Raw genomic sequence first — 15,689 nt, 5'->3', positions numbered from 1 at the left:
AAAACAGGAGCATTTTTTATGACTACGCCAAAAAAAACCGCCAAAACTTCCGGCAACGAAGCGCGCGAACTTGCCGACTTGAGCGAAGACATCGGTATCCGCTTCAAATATCCGAACTCGGAACGCGTGTATCTGCAAGGCAGCCGCGACGACATCCGCGTGCCTTTGCGTGAAATCCGTCAGGACGACACCTATACGGCGCAAGGCGCGGAAGCCAACCCGCCGATTCCCGTCTATGACACCAGCGGCGTGTACGGCGATCCAGCGGCACACATCGACCTGAAACAAGGTCTGCCGCACATCCGCACCGCATGGCTGAACGAACGCGGCGATACCGAAATCCTGCCCAAGCTCTCCAGCGAATACGGCATCGAACGCGCACACGATCCGAAAACCGCCCATCTGCGCTTCAACCAAATCACCCGCCCGCGCCGCGCGAAAAGCGGTAGCAACGTAACCCAGCTTCACTACGCGCGCCAAGGCATTATCACGCCCGAAATGGAGTTTGTCGCCATACGCGAACGTTTAAAATTAGACGAATTGTCCCAAAAATCGGAATACGCCAAACTCTTGAAACAACACGCAGGGCAAAGTTTCGGCGCGAACATCCCGACCCGTCCCGATCAAATCACACCCGAATTCGTGCGCCGGGAAATCGCCGCCGGACGTGCGATTATTCCCGCCAACATCAACCATCCCGAACTCGAACCGATGATTATCGGCCGCAACTTCCGCGTCAAAATCAACGGCAACTTGGGCAACTCCGCCGTTACCTCCAGCCTGACCGAAGAAGTCGAAAAAATGGTGTGGTCGCTGCGTTGGGGCGCGGACACGATTATGGATTTGTCCACCGGTGCGCACATCCACGAAACGCGCGAATGGATTATCCGCAACGCCCCTGTTCCCATCGGCACCGTGCCGATTTACCAAGCGTTGGAAAAAACCGGCGGCATCGCCGAAGATTTGACTTGGGATTTGTTCCGCGACACCCTCATCGAACAGGCGGAGCAAGGCGTGGACTATTTCACCATACACGCGGGCGTGTTGCTGCGTTATGTGCCGATGACTGCCAACCGCCTCACCGGCATCGTCTCGCGCGGCGGTTCGATTATGGCGAAATGGTGTTTGGCACATCATCGGGAAAATTTCCTCTACACGCATTTCGACGAAATCTGCGAAATTATGAAAGCGTATGACGTATCGTTCAGCCTCGGCGACGGCCTGCGCCCCGGCTGCATTGCCGATGCCAACGACGAATCCCAGTTCGCCGAACTGCACACCTTGGGCGAATTGACCTCCAAAGCGTGGAAACACGACGTACAGGTGATGATCGAAGGTCCCGGCCATGTACCGCTGCAACGCGTCAAAGAAAATATGACCGAAGAGTTGCAACACTGTTTTGAAGCACCGTTTTACACCCTCGGCCCGCTCGTTACCGACATCGCCCCCGGCTACGACCACATCACCTCGGGCATAGGCGCTGCCAATATCGGCTGGTACGGCACGGCGATGCTCTGTTACGTTACCCCCAAAGAACATTTGGGACTGCCCGACAAAGAAGACGTGCGTACCGGCATCATCACCTACAAACTCGCCGCCCACGCCGCCGACCTCGCCAAAGGCTGGCCGGGCGCACAGTTGCGCGACAACGCCCTGAGCAAGGCGCGTTTCGAGTTCCGCTGGCGCGACCAGTTCCGCCTAAGCCTCGACCCCGAACGCGCCGAAAGCTTCCACGACGAAACCCTGCCCGCCGAAGGCGCGAAAATCGCCCACTTCTGTTCGATGTGCGGCCCCAAATTCTGCTCGATGAAAATCACGCAGGAAGTGCGCGACTACGCCGACAAGCAAAAAGCCCAACGGCAGGGCATGGAGGAAAAAGCGGTCGAGTTCGTCAAAAAAGGAGCGAAGATTTACAGCTAAAACGTCAAGCAAAAAATGCCGTCTGAAGCCCGGATGTCGGGTTTCAGACGGCGTTTTTGTTTTCAAACGGGGTACGGTTCTGAGCCGGTGTGGGGACGGAAGCCTATTTTGCAGAAACCGATCCGCTTACGGACGATTCGCTGCCGGAGGCAGGCTTTTGCACTCTTTTGTCGGTAAATACGCAAACGACGCCGGCATTGTTGTAGGTAATGTTCCTGAATGTTATTGCAGTAAATGCCAAAAAAGTTGCTCACGCTACTGCTTATTAGCTACAAAGCGATTGCAAGTTTATTTGGATATGTGGTTTTATTCTTATGCTAAAACTACTAACATCGTTATTTTGTTTTAATTCAACATAAAGATATTCACTTATCTCATCATTTTTTATTTTCATTTCAATAATTTGCTCTAAATAATATGATCAAATCATTCCAATGGATGAAAAAACTTTTATGGATACATACGGCAAAGCATATCCAAAGGCAATTTCAAAATTATTGATACCGTCATTTAATTTGAAAATAACACAACTTTCATCTTCGCTAATTACTGGTTCTTTTTCAAAAAACCACATTAACTCATCTGCGTTAAGTAACATATTTTCATACATTATTGTCCCCCTTTGGGAATTACTGTATTAAATACCCTTGTTCCGTTTGGTAATACTTGATATGTGGTTTCAAATTTTACAAAATTTCCACTTGGACTTGTAAACAACGATTCTCGAACTTCAAAATTACCGTATTGTGTAGAAAAAGGCTGTAGGGTGGGCTTCAGCCCGCCGATTCCGCCGATTCCAACCAACTTCGCCAATTTCAACGATTTCAAAAATTCCACCAACTCCGCCGAAAACCGAAACCGCCGAATCCCGCCGGTTCGCCAAAAACCTTTGATGCGGTGAAATTGGTGGAATCGGTGGGCTGAAGCCCACCCTACATTTCACCCTACGGCTCGATGAATCGTCAGAAATACCCGAACCGTCATTCCCGCGCAGGCGGGAATCCAGACCGGTCGGTGCAGAAACTTATCGGTTTGACAGCGTTTCACTTCCCCTTCCATCCCGAAAAACGCAAAAAATACCGTCTGAAAGCGGCGGTAGCGGTATGTGCCGCCGGCTGTGATGCTGCCTTCCGGATGTCCGTTTGGGCGGAAGCCTGAATTGGCGGATGTCTGCCCAGCAGCGTCAACCCAAGGCGAAAAGTTCCCTGCCGCGGTCTTTGAGCCATTGCTTGGCTTCGTCCGCGTAGGGTGCGAAGCGGCGGGTCAGCACCCAGAATGCGCGGCTGTGGTCGGCGTGGGCGAGGTGGCAGAGTTCGTGTATGCAGACATAGTCGGCAACGTATTCCGGTGCGCCGACCAACCGCCAGTTGAGGCGTATGCCTGTGGTTTTGCGGCACACGCCCCAGAAGGTTTTGGCAGAGGTTAGCGAGGAGGAGGCGGGGAACAGTTGTGTGGTGCGGGCGTGGTGTTCGAGGCGGGGAAGCAGGTAGCTTTGGGCCTGCCGTTTCAGAAAGGTTGCCAACAGTGCCGCCTGTTTGTCGTGCGTGTCTTCGGGAACGCGGATTTCAGACGGCATCAGCAGGATTTGCGTGTCTTGATGGGTGGTGAGGGCAAGCTGTCTGCCGTGGAACCAGATATGTTCGGGCAGCCGGTTTTCGGCAGTTTGCGGCGGTGTTTTCGCCAGTGTTCGCCGCAGGATGGCTTCGTTTTCATACAGCCAGCGGTTTAGAGCGGAGACGGAGAAGCAGGGTGGGACGCTGATGCTGACGGTATGTGTGCCGATAGGGCGGATAATCAGGTTTTTCTTGGCACGGCGTTTGATTTCTATGGTCAGTTCCATGCCGTCTGAAAGAGTGTGGATCAGGGAGGTCATACGGTTTCAGACGGCATTTTGGCGGCAAACGGGCCTGCGCCGGAAATGAGCGGCTGCTGCGTTTCGATGAGGTGTTCGCATTTTTCCATCAATTCGGCTTCGCTGCCGCTTGCGTGCGGGATGGTCGGACAGATGACGACGGTGATTTCCCCCGGATATTTCAGAAAGGAATTTTTCGGCCAAAATTCGCCGCTGTTGAGGGCGACGGGGACGATGTCCATCTCAAACATTTTCGCCATGCGCGCGCCGCCGAGCTTGTATTTGCCGCGTTTTCCGGGTGCAAGGCGCGTGCCTTCGGGGAAAATGGTAATCCAATAGCCTTCGTTTTTGCGCGCCAACCCCTGTTTTATGAGCTGTTCGTTGGCTTCGCGGCGGTTGTTGCGGTCTATGCCTATGGTTTTGACCAGCTTCAAACCCCAACCGAAAAAGGGGATTTTGAACAACTCGCGTTTGGCAACGTAAACCTGCGGCGGAAAAATGTCCTGAAGGGCAAGCGTTTCCCAGCCGCTTTGGTGTTTGGCGCAGATGACGGCGGGGCGGTCCGGAATGTGTTCCGCGCCGATGATGCGGTATTCGAGCCCGACGATGTGTTTGAGCGACCAGTTGAGGATGCCGACCCAGATCCGCGCCATCTTGTGCGCCCCATCACGGAAAGGCGAGGCGAGCAGCATAAAGGGAAAGAGGAAAATCAGGCTGGAACAGAGTATCAGCCAGTAAATCAGGTTGCGGATGATGAGCATGGTTTTGCCTTGTCGGAATGCGGTATGTTCAGTCGGCTTGTGGTGCGGCGTTTTCCTGCATGATGTATTGTGAGAAATCGAGCAGGGTATCGAAAACCTGTGTGTGTTCGGGCAATTCGTGTCCGTGTTGGGAGAGCGTTTTTTTGCCTTTTCCGGTCAGAACCAGCGCGGGTTTTCCGCCGACGGCATCGATTGCCTGCAAATCACGCAGGCTGTCGCCGACCAGCCAAGTTTCCGAAGCTTGGGCGTTGAAGCGTTCGAGGATGTCTTCAATCATGCCCGGTTTGGGCTTGCGGCAGTTGCAGTTGTCGGCGCCGGTATGCGGGCAGAACCAGATGCCGTCGATTTCGCCGCCTGCCTGACGGATGAGGCGGTGCATTTTGGCATGCATTTCGGTGAGGTCTTGAACGGTAAAATATTTTCGCCCTATGCCGGATTGGTTGGTGGCAACGGCGACGGTGCAGCCTGCCTGCGTCAGAAATGCCACCGCATCCATGCTGCCTTCGACAGGTATCCACTCGTCAACGGATTTGACGAAGTCGTCGCGGTCTTGATTGATGACGCCGTCGCGGTCGAGAATGATGAGTTTCATCGCGTTTCCTTTGGATTGGGGCAGGTCGGGGGTGGCATTATACTGAAATATCGGCAGTGATGCGCCTGTGGCGCGCGATAACGAGGCAATGCCGTCTGAAGCTGCCGGCGGGCTTCAGACGGCATTTTGCCTTTATCCTTTAAATACGGGGACGAGTTCCATTTGGCTCAATACCTGTGCGGCGATGTTGACGATGCCGAAAAGGAAGACCCAAACCATCAGCCACAAGCCGCCGTAAACTTTATAGGTTTTGCCTGCGCCGAATTTTTTGCGCGAACGGTAGAGCAGCATGGCGGGGATGATGCCTGTCCAAATGGTTGCCGCCAGGCCGACGTAACCGATGGCGGTAACGAAGCCGGTGGGGAAGAGCAGGCAGGAAATTAGAGGCGGCAGGAAGGTCAGCGCGGCGGTTTTGGTGCGGCCGGAGATGCTGTCGTTCCATTTGAAGATGTCGGCGATGTAGTCGAACAGACCTAAGGTTACGCCTAAAAACGAGGTGGCGATTGCCATATAGGAAAACAGGGACAATATTTTATCCATATTGCCGGTTTGGGCGAATTTGGACAGGGTTTCAATCAGGACGGAGACTTGCCCTTCGGCGGCGATGACGGGGGCGAACTCGTTGCGCGGCAGGTTGCCTTGGATGGCGATTTGCCAGAGGACGTAAATCACCAGCGCAATCAGTGTGCCCGTCCAGATGGATTTAGCCACTTTGGGCGCGTCGCCTTTAAAGTATTTGAGTAGGCTGGAGACGTTGCCGTGGAAGCCGAAGGAAGCGAGGCAGACGGGCAGGGCGGTGGCGACATAAATCCAGTAGCTGGTGCCGACGGGGGCTTGGGTGTCGAACAGGACGGACGGTTTGGCATCGGCAATCAGCCCGCCGGTTGCCCAAATAAAGGTCAATACCATGCCGCCGATAAGGATGCCGGTGAAGCGGTCGACCAAGCGTGCGGATGCCCACACGCAAAAGGCGAGGATGCCGAAGAAGACGAGTTGTCCGACGGTGAGCGAAACATTGCCGCCCAAGGCGTTGCCGATGCCTTTGGCGGTCAGGTCGCCGCCGACGAAGATGTAGGCGTAGGTGAGCAGGTATAGGACGAAGGCGACGGCGATGCCGTTGATGATGTTCCAGCCGCGTCCGAGCAGGTCTTTGACCATGGTGTCGAAACTTGCGCCGTGGGGGTAGTGGGTGTTGACTTCCAAAATCATCAGGCCGCTGGAGAGCATAGAAAACCAGGTGTAGAGCAGCACAATCAGCGAGCCGGCAAACCATACGCCGGAGGTGGCGGTCGGGTTGGCGAGCATACCGGCGCCGATGACCGTACCGGCGATAATCATCGCGCCGCCGAACAGGGAAGGGGTTTTGTTGGGCATATTTTGTCTTTCTGCCAAAAAAAAGCGTGCCGCCATTATGCCGTAAAGTGTAAGGGTTTGTAAGGTATTTGCGCCGCGCCGCCCGAAAAGGCTTTCAGACGGCATCGCGTTCCATAGTATAATCTTGGGTTTTGGAGTGGGGCGGTTCGTCAGATGGGAGGGAAAATGTCCGACAAAAAATATAATGTCGATGAGGGGGAAATCGCCAAATTCAGCCGGATTGCCGACAAATGGTGGGACAAATCGGGCGAGTTCAAAACCTTGCACGACATCAATCCGCTGCGGCTGGATTATATCGACGGACACGCGGATTTGCGCGGCAAACGGGTTTTGGACGTGGGCTGCGGCGGCGGAATTTTGGCGGAAAGTATGGCGCGGCGCGGCGCGGCGTTTGTCAAAGGCATCGATATGGCGGAGCAGTCGCTGGAAACCGCCCGCCTGCACGCGGCTTTGAACAATGTCGCCGATATCGAATACGAATGTATCCGCGTGGAAGACCTTGCCGGGGCGGAACCGCATTCTTTTGATGCGGTAACGTGTATGGAAATGATGGAACACGTCCCCGATCCCGCCGCCATCGTGCGTGCTTGCGCCAAGCTGGTCAAACCGGACGGTATGGTGTTTTTTTCCACCATCAATAAAAACCCGAAATCTTATCTGCATCTGATTGTGGCGGCGGAATATCTGTTGAAGTTTGTCCCCAAAGGCACGCACGATTGGAAAAAATTTATCGCGCCTGCCGATTTGGCGCGGATGTGCCGTCAGGCGGGTTTGGACGTGGTGGAAACCAAGGGTATGACCTTTTCCGTGTTGTCGCAAACTTATGCCCTGTGCGATTCGACCGATGTGAATTATATGTTTGCCTGCCGTCCGGCGTTCTGACGGCGGGTTTGATTGTTTTGAACGGGTGAATGGATATGTCTGTTTATACCAGTGTTTCCGATGATGAAATGCGCGGCTTCCTGAGCGGTTACGATTTGGGGGAATTTGTTTCCCTGCAGGGCATCGCGCAGGGGATTACCAACAGCAATTATTTTCTGACGACAACTTCGGGACGTTATGTGCTGACCGTGTTTGAAGTGTTGAAACAGGAAGAGCTGCCGTTTTTTCTGGAGCTTAACCGGCATTTGAGTATGAAGGGCGTGGCTGTTGCCGCGCCGGTTGCGCGCAAAGACGGCCGGCTCGATTCCGTTTTGGCGGGCAAGCCCGCCTGCCTGGTTGCCTGCCTGAAAGGTTCGGATACCGCGCTGCCGACGGCTGAGCAGTGCTTCCATACCGGTGCGATGTTGGCAAAAATGCACCTTGCCGCCGCCGATTTCCCTTTGGAAATGGAAAACCCGCGTTACGATGCGTGGTGGACGGAGGCGTGCGCCCGGCTGCTGCCCGTCCTGCCGCGAGACGATGCCGCGCTGCTGTGTTCCGAAATCGATGCGCTGAAGGACAATCTCGGCAACCATCTGCCTTCGGGCATCATCCACGCCGATTTGTTTAAAGACAATGTGTTGCTTGACGGCGGTCAGGTGTCGGGCTTTATCGATTTCTATTATGCCTGCCGGGGCAATTTTATGTATGACTTGGCGATTGCGGTCAACGATTGGGCAAGGACGGCGGACAATAAGTTGGATGAGGCGTTGAAAAAGGCGTTTATCGGCGGTTATGAGGGCGTGCGCCCCTTGAGTGCCGAAGAAAAGGCGTATTTCCCGACCGCCCAACGCGCCGGCTGCATCCGTTTTTGGGTGTCGCGCCTGTTGGATTTTCATTTTCCGCAGGCGGGCGAGATGACGTTTATCAAAGATCCGAACGCGTTCCGCAACCTGCTGTTGAGTTTGGGTTGAGTGCGTCCAGCGTTTGACAGAAATGCCGTCTGAAAGGGTTTCAGACGGCATTTTGTTTCGGGTTTGGATGTGTTTTCCGGATGTTTTCCGGTTCGGCATACCGGTTTCGGCTGTTTTGTTACGCACCCGCGCCGGTGTCCGACGCTGAATTCCGGCGGACGGATAAAATTGTGCAGTCATTTTTGACCGGCTTTGGGTACAATTCCGCCGTTATGTTTTGAAATGGGAAAACGGATGGATATGCGGCGTTGGGCGGTTGCCGGATTGGTTGCGCTGCCGCCCCTGTGTTTTTTGACCGCGATGGTGCTTGCGCCTTTGTGGGCGATGGCGGCGTATGACGGTTTGGCGTGGGGCGCGGTGCTGTCGGATGCCTATATGCTCAAGCGTTTGGCGTGGACGGTATTTCAGGCGGCGGCAACCTGTGTGCTGGTGCTGCCTTTGGGCGTGCCTGTCGCGTGGGTGCTGGCGCGGCTGGCGTTTCCGGGGCGGGCTTTGGTGCTGCGCCTGCTGATGCTGCCGTTTGTGATGCCGACGCTGGTGGCGGGCGTGGGCGTGCTGGCCCTGTTCGGGGCGGACGGCCTGTTGTGGCGCGGCGGGCAGGATACGCCGTATCTGTTGTTGTACGGCAATGTGTTTTTCAACCTGCCCGTGTTGGTCAGGGCGGCATATCAGGGGTTTGTGCAAGTGCCTGCGGCACGGCTTCAGACGGCACGGACATTGGGCGCGGGGGCGTGGCGGCGGTTTTGGGACATTGAAATGCCCGTTTTGCGCCCGTGGCTTGCCGGCGGCGTGTGCCTTGTCTTCCTGTATTGTTTTTCCGGGTTCGGGCTGGCATTGCTGTTGGGCGGCAGCCGTTATGCCACGGTCGAAGTGGAAATTTACCAGTTGGTCATGTTCGAACTCGATATGGCGGGTGCTTCGGCGCTGGTGTGGCTGGTGTTGGGGGTAACGGCGGCGGCGGGATTGCTGTATGCGTGGTTCGGCAGACGCGCGGGTTCGGATAAGGCAGTTTCCCCTGTGATGCCGTCTGAACCGCAGTTGGTCGGGGAATATGTGCTGCTGGCGTTTGCGGCGGCGGTGTTGTCCGTGTGCTGCCTGTTTCCGCTGGCGGCAATTGTGGTGAAAGCGTGGTCGGCCGGCGAATCGTGGCGCGTGTTAATGGAAAGTGAAACGTGGCAGGCGGTGTGGAATACTTTGCGCTTCTCGGCGGCGGCGGTGTTTGCGGCGGCGGTTTTGGGTGTCATGTATGCGGCGGCGGCGCGGCGGTCGGCGTGGATGCGCGGGCTGGTGTTTTTGCCGTTTATGGTGTCGCCGGTTTGTGTTTCGGCGGGCGTGCTGCTGCTTTATCCGGGGTGGACGGCTTCGTTGCCGTTGCTGCTGGCGATGTATGCGCTGCTGGCGTATCCGTTTGTGGCAAAAGATGTTTTATCGGCCTGGGACGCACTGCCGCCGGATTACGGCAGGGCGGCGGCAGGTTTGGGCGCAAACGGCTTTCAGACGGCATACCGCATCACGTTCCCCCTTTTGAAACCGGCGTTGCGGCGCGGTCTGACCTTGGCGGCGGCAACCTGCGTGGGCGAATTTGCGGCGACATTGTTCCTGTCGCGTCCGGAATGGCAGACGTTGACGACTTTGATTTATGCCTATTTGGGGCGTGCGGGTGAGGACAATTATGCGCGGGCAATGGTGCTGACATTGCTGTTGTCGGCATTTGCGGTGTGCATTTTCCTGCTGTTGGACAACGGCGAAGGCGGAAAACAGACGGAAACGTTATAATGCGAACCCTTTTTCAGAGGACGGCAAAATGAGCGAGTTGGATAACATCCTTGCCCACAACCGGCAGTTTGTCGAATCGGGCGAATATGAAAAATACTTTACCGACAAATACCCCGAACGCGGGCTGGCGGTTTTGTCCTGTATGGATGCGCGGATTATCGAGCTGCTGCCCAATGCTTTGGGATTGAGGAACGGCGATGCCAAGCTGATTAAAAATGCCGGCGCGCTGGTTACGCACCCGTGGGGTTCGGTGATGAGGAGCCTGTTGGTCGCCGTGTTTGAACTGAAGGTCAGAGAGATTATGGTCATCGCCCATCACGATTGCGGGATGCAGGGGCTGAATGCCGAAGAATTCCTCGGGCGCGTCCGGGAAAGCCGGATTCCCGAAGACCGCATCGAAACCCTGCGTTATGCCGGCATCGACCTCGACGGCTGGCTGACCGGTTTCGACAACGTCGAAGACAGCGTGCGCCACACGGTCGAACTCATCCGCCACCATCCGCTGATGCCGCGCCATATCGCCGTTCACGGGCTGATTATCCATCCCGTTACCGGCAAACTGACCACGGTGGTGCGGGACGGCGTTTCAGACGGCATTTCAAGGGAGGCGGTATGATGGAGAAAATCGGACTCTTCGGCGGCACTTTCGACCCGATACACAACGGGCACCTCCATATCGCCCGCGCCTTTGCCGACGAAATCGGCTTGGACACGGTTGTTTTCCTGCCGGCAGGCGGCCCCTACCACAAAGATGCCGCCGCCGCATCCGCCGCCGACCGTTTGGCAATGATTGAAGCGGCAACGGCGGAAGACGCGCGTTTTGCCGTCAGCGACTGCGACATCGTCCGCCGGGGTGCGACTTACACTTACGATACCGTCCAAATCTTCCGCCAGCAGTTTCCGTCCGCGCAACTCTGGTGGCTGATGGGCAGCGACAGCCTGATGAAGCTGCATACTTGGAAAAAATGGCAGATGCTCGTGCGCGAAACCAATATCGCCGTCGCGCTGCGCCAAGGCGGCAGCCTCAAACACGCCCCGCACCAGTTGCACGCGTGGCTGGGCAATGCGCTTCAGGACGGCAGCGTCCGCATCTTGTCCGCCCCGATGCATAATGTGTCGTCAACGGAAATCCGCCGCAACCTTGCCGGCCAAGGCGTTTCAGACGGCATACCGCCTGCCGCCGCCCGTTATATCCGAGAACACCGGCTGTACGAAAAATTATGATAAATAATACTCACTAGAAATATGAACAGCAAAACTAAACTTCGAGTTAATAAAATAATCGAACTGAAGCATCATATTGAGAATTGGGAAATTCAAACAAGCGAAGAGATCGAAAAGCTTCTTGTTGATTTTGAGAAACAGCCTAGGCAAGAAATGTCTTCTTATTATACGGAGCTTTTTAGAGATGTTCAATTTGCGGGTGTTTTGGTGCAAATAGCAAATAAGTATGCGGAAAACAGTAAAATCAATCGCTGTATAGTATCTGCTCTTGGGATGATGATGTGGAGGTATAAGCTTCCTGAGAGTGAGGAAATATATCGCCTTATGTTAGCGAATATTCAAAGAAAGGGAGTAGCTCTTTTTGTAGCATTTCATCTCCCTAAGATGAAAATGTTTGAGGAATTCCCGAATAAATGGGCCTATTTTATGAGTATACCTAAACTCTCTCCTAAAAAGACTTCTGCGGAATACTTTACTAACTTGGTCGAAGAATACGTTTACTTTGTACCTATGATGTATAAGTCAGAATTGATTCAATACTTCAGTTTGAAATATAGTGAAACAAAAAGTGAATATCTAAAAGATAGATATAAAAAAATACTAATAATCCTGCGGGATTAGTACTTAATTGAGTAATTTTTGAGGAAAAACATCAACCCGAAAAGTCAAATCAGTAAGGAACGGCTATAATGCCGTCTGAAAACATCCCGTTAGGAATATAATGAACGAGCAAGAACTGCAAGACCTGAAAAAAATGGTCGGGGTGGCCGTCAACGCCCTTGAAGACATCAAAGCCAAAGACATTTCCGTTTTGGAAACCCAAGACAAAACTTCGCTGTTTGCCCGCATGATTATCGCCAGCGGCGACAGTACGCGCCAAGTCAAAGCGCTGGCGAACAACGTTGCCGTCGATTTGAAAGAAGCCGGTTTTGAAATCCTCAGCACCGAAGGCGACAGCGGCGAATGGACGCTCGTTGATGCGGGAGATCTCGTCGTCCACGTTATGCTCCCCGCCGTGCGCGACTTCTACGACATCGACACCCTGTGGGGCGGAGAGAAACCGAGTTTTCACGCCGGAATGCAGAAGCCGTGGCACGCGGCAGACTGATTCCCGATGCCGTCTGAACCTTCAGACGGCATTTTCCTGTCAGGGAGAAAGCATTGAACATCACCGTCTTGGCAGTCGGCACCAAAATGCCGCGCTGGGTTGACGAAGCTGTTGCCGAATACGCCAAACGTTTCGGACGCGACATCGCCTACGCACTCAAAGAAATCAAACCCGAAAAACGCGGTGCGGGCGTGAATGCCGCCCAAGGTATGGCGGCGGAAGAAAAACGCATCCTCGAAGCCGTGCCGCAAGGCGCGTTCCTCGTCGTCCTTGACGAACGCGGCAAAGCACCGACCTCCGTCGAGCTGGCGGAACACCTCAAAAGCTGGCAGCAAAACGGCGAACACGTCTGTTTCGTCATCGGCGGTGCGGACGGCATGACCGACCGCCTCAAACAACAAGCCCGCATGATGATGCGCCTGTCCAGCCTCACCCTGCCGCACGGGATGGTGCGCGTCTTTCTGACCGAGCAGCTCTACCGCGCCGTTTCCATCCTGCACAACCATCCCTATCATCGGGAATAAGAAGGCTTTTGTCCGCACTCCCAATCGGTTAAAATCACCCCGTTATTTCTGAACACAGCAAAGGAATCCGCTATGGCACGCATGGTATTCTGCGTCAAGCTCAACAAAGAAGCCGAAGGCATGAAATTTCCGCCGCTTCCCAACGAATTGGGCAAGCGCATTTTTGAAAACGTATCGCAAGAAGCGTGGGCGGCGTGGACGCGCCACCAAACGATGCTGATTAACGAAAACCGTTTAAGCCTCGCCGATCCGCGCGCGCGCGAATACCTGGCTCAGCAGATGGAGCAGTATTTCTTCGGCGACGGCGCGGATGCCGTTCAGGGATACGTTCCGCAATAACGGTTTTCCGTTTTGAACACAGGCTGTCCGAAACTGCTTCAGACGGCCTTTAAAATACGCCGGACAACTTTATCTTCACGCAACCGGACAAATTTTGACATTGGGCAATGTTAAAATCCCCCATTATTCCCAACCGCGCTTTCAGGAGCAGATGATATGCAACACGACGTTTACGACTACACCGCGCATACGGTTTCTAAAAACACCGTCCTGCAGAAAACCTACCGCCTGCTCGGATTTTCATTCATTCCGGCAGCCGCAGGCGCGGTGCTTGCCGCCAATGCCGGCTTCAATTTTTACGCCGCCTTCGGTTCGCGCTGGATAGGGTTTGCCGTCGTGCTGGCGTTTTTCTACGGCATGATTCACGTCATTGAGAAAAACCGTTACAGCAATACCGGCGTTGCCATGCTGATGGTATTCACATTCGGTATGGGCGTATTGATCGGCCCCGTGCTGCAATACGCGCTCCATATTGCCGACGGTGCGAAAATCGTCGGCATTGCCGCCGCGATGACCGCCGCCGTCTTTTTAACGATGTCCGCCTTGGCGCGCCGGACCCGGCTCGATATGAACGCGCTCGGACGCTTCCTGACCGTAGGCGCGGTCATTCTGATGGTCGCCGTGGTTGCCAACCTGTTCTTGGGTATTCCCGCACTCGCCTTGACCATTTCCGCCGGCTTTGTCTTGTTCGGTTCCTTAATGATTATGTGGCAGGTACGCACCGTCATCGACGGCGGCGAAGACAGCCACATCAGCGCGGCACTGACACTGTTTATCTCGCTTTACAACATCTTCAGCAGCTTGCTCAACATCCTGTTGTCTTTAAACGGCGAGGATTGATGCCGGCAAAACGCCGTCCGGCTATGCCGTCTGAAAATGCTTCAGACGGCATTTTACTTTGGGCATACAATACGGATGCACGCACATATAGTGGATTAACAAAAATCAGGACAAGGCGACGAAGCCGCAGACAGTACAAATAGTACGGCAAGGCGAGGCAACGCCGTACTGGTTTAAATTTAATCCACTATAAAAACACAGCCGGCTATGAAGCCGGGAGGAATCAAATGTTACCAAATACACCGCGCCGCGCCGTTTATGCCGGCAGTTTCGATCCGCCCACATTGGGGCATCTGTGGATGATACGGCAGGCGCAATCTATGTTTGACGAACTCATCGTCGCCATCGGCATTAATCCCGACAAACGCAGCACCTATACCGTCGCTGAAAGGCAGGATATGTTGTGCGCCATTACCGACAACTTCCCAAACGTCAAAATTGAAGTGTTTGAAAACCGGTTTTTGGTGCATTACGCCCGTGAGGTAGATGCAGGATTCATCGTGCGCGGCATCCGTTCTGCCGCCGATTACGAATACGAACGCTCTATGCGCCATATCAACAGCGACCTCGCCCCCGAAATATCCACCGTATTCCTTATGCCGCCGCGCGAAATCGCCGAAGTGTCGTCCACTATGGTCAAAGGACTGGTCGGGCCGGAAGGCTGGACGGAAACCGTCAAAAGATATGTGCCGCCGGCCGTGTATCAAAAAATGATTGCAGAACATCACAAAAATGCCTGACAGAAAGCTTCTGTCAAATATATTCAGGTTCAAATATGTGGGAAATCTTATTCAGACACCAAGATTTTGTCGCCATCAATAAACCTCAAGGCATATCCGTCCACCGTTCCGACGGCGAAGTCAGTCTGACGGCAACACTTGCGGCACAGTTGGGCGTAGAAAAGGTATGGTTGCTGCACAGGTTGGACAAACAGACCGGAGGCATATTGCTGTTTGCCCTTAATCCCCAAAGTGCCGCTGTTCTTGCCGCACAGTTTGCCGAAAGGAAAATGAAGAAAACCTATTTGGCTTTGTCCGACCGCAAACCGTCCAAAAAACAAGGATGGATAAAAGGCGGCATGGAAAAATCCAGACGCGGGATGTGGAAGCTGACGCGCAATATGGAAAATATTGCCGTTACCCGTTTTTTCAGTATACGTATCAGTGAAAAAATGCGGCTGTTCATTCTTGAGCCTCATACGGGTAAGACACATCAGCTGAGAGTGGCAATGAAAAGTCTGGGCAGTCCTATTTTGGGGGACCGCTTATACGGAGGGACAGAATCCGAAACTATGTTCCTGTATGCATGGAAAATACAATTTACCTATCAACAACAAGAAATCGAAATTACTGCACCTTTGAAAAATGCATGGCAGGCTGAAAATATCTCTCATGCGCTGGAAGAATTTTATATGGCAAAAGCAGTTTAATAAATATAAATTAATTTATAAACAATATGATAAATATTTTTATAAAAATTTTTTAAGAAAACGGTTGACCGCAAATCTCTTCAAGCGTATAGTTCGCTTCTTCGCTGCTGACGAA

The 15,689-nt window shown here is 53.8% G+C and carries 19 protein-coding genes; 14 read left to right on the top strand and 5 right to left on the bottom strand.

The genetic code is table 11. From position 1 onward, the window contains the following. Positions 1-18 precede the first annotated feature (18 nt). Positions 19-1,920: a phosphomethylpyrimidine synthase ThiC gene (gene thiC / locus ACNAU7_RS05780; RefSeq protein ID WP_416301426.1), complete on the top strand. Its 1,902-nt coding sequence runs from the start codon at positions 19-21 to the stop codon at positions 1,918-1,920. A gap of 421 nt (positions 1,921-2,341) precedes the next feature. Here thiC and ACNAU7_RS05775 read toward each other — a convergent pair whose 3' ends face one another. Further along, positions 2,342-2,530 (bottom strand): hypothetical protein, encoded by a 189-nt coding sequence (locus tag ACNAU7_RS05775; protein ID WP_416301424.1) that lies wholly within the window; start codon positions 2,528-2,530, stop codon positions 2,342-2,344. Positions 2,531-2,934: 404 nt separating this feature from the next. Here ACNAU7_RS05775 and ACNAU7_RS05770 point away from each other — a divergent pair, with 404 nt between their 5' ends. Continuing rightward, positions 2,935-3,078, top strand: a complete 144-nt coding sequence (locus ACNAU7_RS05770; protein WP_308076248.1) for a hypothetical protein — start codon at positions 2,935-2,937, stop codon at positions 3,076-3,078. A 25-nt stretch (positions 3,079-3,103) separates the two neighbouring features. On the opposite strand, the gene ACNAU7_RS05765 is transcribed toward ACNAU7_RS05770, so the two are convergent. The 4 genes from ACNAU7_RS05765 to ACNAU7_RS05750 all read right to left on the bottom strand — a co-directional run bounded on the left by ACNAU7_RS05765 (position 3,104) and on the right by ACNAU7_RS05750 (position 6,499). Next, a complete protein-coding gene (locus ACNAU7_RS05765; RefSeq protein WP_416301421.1) occupies positions 3,104-3,793 on the bottom strand; it encodes a SprT family zinc-dependent metalloprotease in 690 nt (229 codons plus the stop codon). Further along, positions 3,790-4,533: a lysophospholipid acyltransferase family protein gene (locus ACNAU7_RS05760; protein WP_308085580.1), complete on the bottom strand. Its 744-nt coding sequence runs from the start codon at positions 4,531-4,533 to the stop codon at positions 3,790-3,792. The genes ACNAU7_RS05765 and ACNAU7_RS05760 overlap by 4 nt, the downstream gene beginning before the upstream one ends. Positions 4,534-4,561: 28 nt before the next feature. Then, complete coding sequence (gene gmhB, locus ACNAU7_RS05755) at positions 4,562-5,125, bottom strand: D-glycero-beta-D-manno-heptose 1,7-bisphosphate 7-phosphatase (RefSeq protein ID WP_025457440.1); 564 nt, start codon at positions 5,123-5,125, stop codon at positions 4,562-4,564. A gap of 132 nt (positions 5,126-5,257) precedes the next feature. After that, positions 5,258-6,499: an aromatic amino acid transporter gene (locus ACNAU7_RS05750; RefSeq protein WP_025457439.1), complete on the bottom strand. Its 1,242-nt coding sequence runs from the start codon at positions 6,497-6,499 to the stop codon at positions 5,258-5,260. A gap of 153 nt (positions 6,500-6,652) precedes the next feature. Here ACNAU7_RS05750 and ubiG point away from each other — a divergent pair, with 153 nt between their 5' ends. The 12 genes from ubiG to ACNAU7_RS05690 all read left to right on the top strand — a co-directional run bounded on the left by ubiG (position 6,653) and on the right by ACNAU7_RS05690 (position 15,574). After that, positions 6,653-7,381 (top strand): bifunctional 2-polyprenyl-6-hydroxyphenol methylase/3-demethylubiquinol 3-O-methyltransferase UbiG, encoded by a 729-nt coding sequence (gene ubiG / locus ACNAU7_RS05745; RefSeq protein WP_045750340.1) that lies wholly within the window; start codon positions 6,653-6,655, stop codon positions 7,379-7,381. A 35-nt stretch (positions 7,382-7,416) separates the two neighbouring features. Further along, positions 7,417-8,334: a homoserine kinase gene (gene thrB / locus ACNAU7_RS05740; RefSeq protein ID WP_308030087.1), complete on the top strand. Its 918-nt coding sequence runs from the start codon at positions 7,417-7,419 to the stop codon at positions 8,332-8,334. A 234-nt stretch (positions 8,335-8,568) separates the two neighbouring features. Then, positions 8,569-10,110 (top strand): ABC transporter permease, encoded by a 1,542-nt coding sequence (locus ACNAU7_RS05735; RefSeq protein WP_416301418.1) that lies wholly within the window; start codon positions 8,569-8,571, stop codon positions 10,108-10,110. A gap of 28 nt (positions 10,111-10,138) precedes the next feature. Continuing rightward, positions 10,139-10,726, top strand: coding sequence for a beta-class carbonic anhydrase (locus tag ACNAU7_RS05730; protein WP_003710879.1), 588 nt, complete (start codon positions 10,139-10,141; stop codon positions 10,724-10,726). Next, on the top strand, positions 10,726-11,334 hold the full coding sequence (gene nadD / locus ACNAU7_RS05725) for a nicotinate-nucleotide adenylyltransferase (RefSeq protein WP_416301636.1): 609 nt from the start codon (positions 10,726-10,728) through the stop codon (positions 11,332-11,334). Before ACNAU7_RS05730 ends, nadD begins: the two co-directional genes overlap by 1 nt. 21 nt (positions 11,335-11,355) lie before the next feature. After that, on the top strand, positions 11,356-11,955 hold the full coding sequence (locus ACNAU7_RS05720; protein WP_416301415.1) for a hypothetical protein: 600 nt from the start codon (positions 11,356-11,358) through the stop codon (positions 11,953-11,955). 100 nt (positions 11,956-12,055) lie between these two features. Then, positions 12,056-12,442, top strand: coding sequence for a ribosome silencing factor (rsfS, locus tag ACNAU7_RS05715; protein ID WP_416301413.1), 387 nt, complete (start codon positions 12,056-12,058; stop codon positions 12,440-12,442). Positions 12,443-12,495: 53 nt separating this feature from the next. Beyond that, complete coding sequence (rlmH, locus tag ACNAU7_RS05710) at positions 12,496-12,966, top strand: 23S rRNA (pseudouridine(1915)-N(3))-methyltransferase RlmH (RefSeq protein WP_416301411.1); 471 nt, start codon at positions 12,496-12,498, stop codon at positions 12,964-12,966. A 72-nt stretch (positions 12,967-13,038) separates the two neighbouring features. After that, positions 13,039-13,305 carry an oxidative damage protection protein gene (locus tag ACNAU7_RS05705; RefSeq protein ID WP_002214948.1) on the top strand — a complete coding sequence of 89 codons (267 nt, stop codon included), beginning with the start codon at positions 13,039-13,041 and terminating at the stop codon, positions 13,303-13,305. Positions 13,306-13,461: 156 nt separating this feature from the next. Then, positions 13,462-14,145 carry a Bax inhibitor-1 family protein gene (locus ACNAU7_RS05700; RefSeq protein WP_114935790.1) on the top strand — a complete coding sequence of 228 codons (684 nt, stop codon included), beginning with the start codon at positions 13,462-13,464 and terminating at the stop codon, positions 14,143-14,145. Positions 14,146-14,372: 227 nt separating this feature from the next. Continuing rightward, entirely contained in the window at positions 14,373-14,885 is a 513-nt protein-coding gene (gene coaD, locus ACNAU7_RS05695) for a pantetheine-phosphate adenylyltransferase (protein ID WP_096108983.1), read from the top strand. 35 nt (positions 14,886-14,920) lie between these two features. Next, positions 14,921-15,574 (top strand): TIGR01621 family pseudouridine synthase, encoded by a 654-nt coding sequence (locus tag ACNAU7_RS05690; protein WP_416301401.1) that lies wholly within the window; start codon positions 14,921-14,923, stop codon positions 15,572-15,574. The last annotated feature ends 115 nt before the right edge of the window (positions 15,575-15,689 follow it).

It is taken from the genome of Neisseria sp. LACPHL-SPEC-2024-00856, assembly GCF_047915665.1.
GTDB classification, from domain to species: domain Bacteria; phylum Pseudomonadota; class Gammaproteobacteria; order Burkholderiales; family Neisseriaceae; genus Neisseria; species Neisseria polysaccharea.
This window is presented reverse-complemented; position numbering and strand designations above follow the sequence as displayed.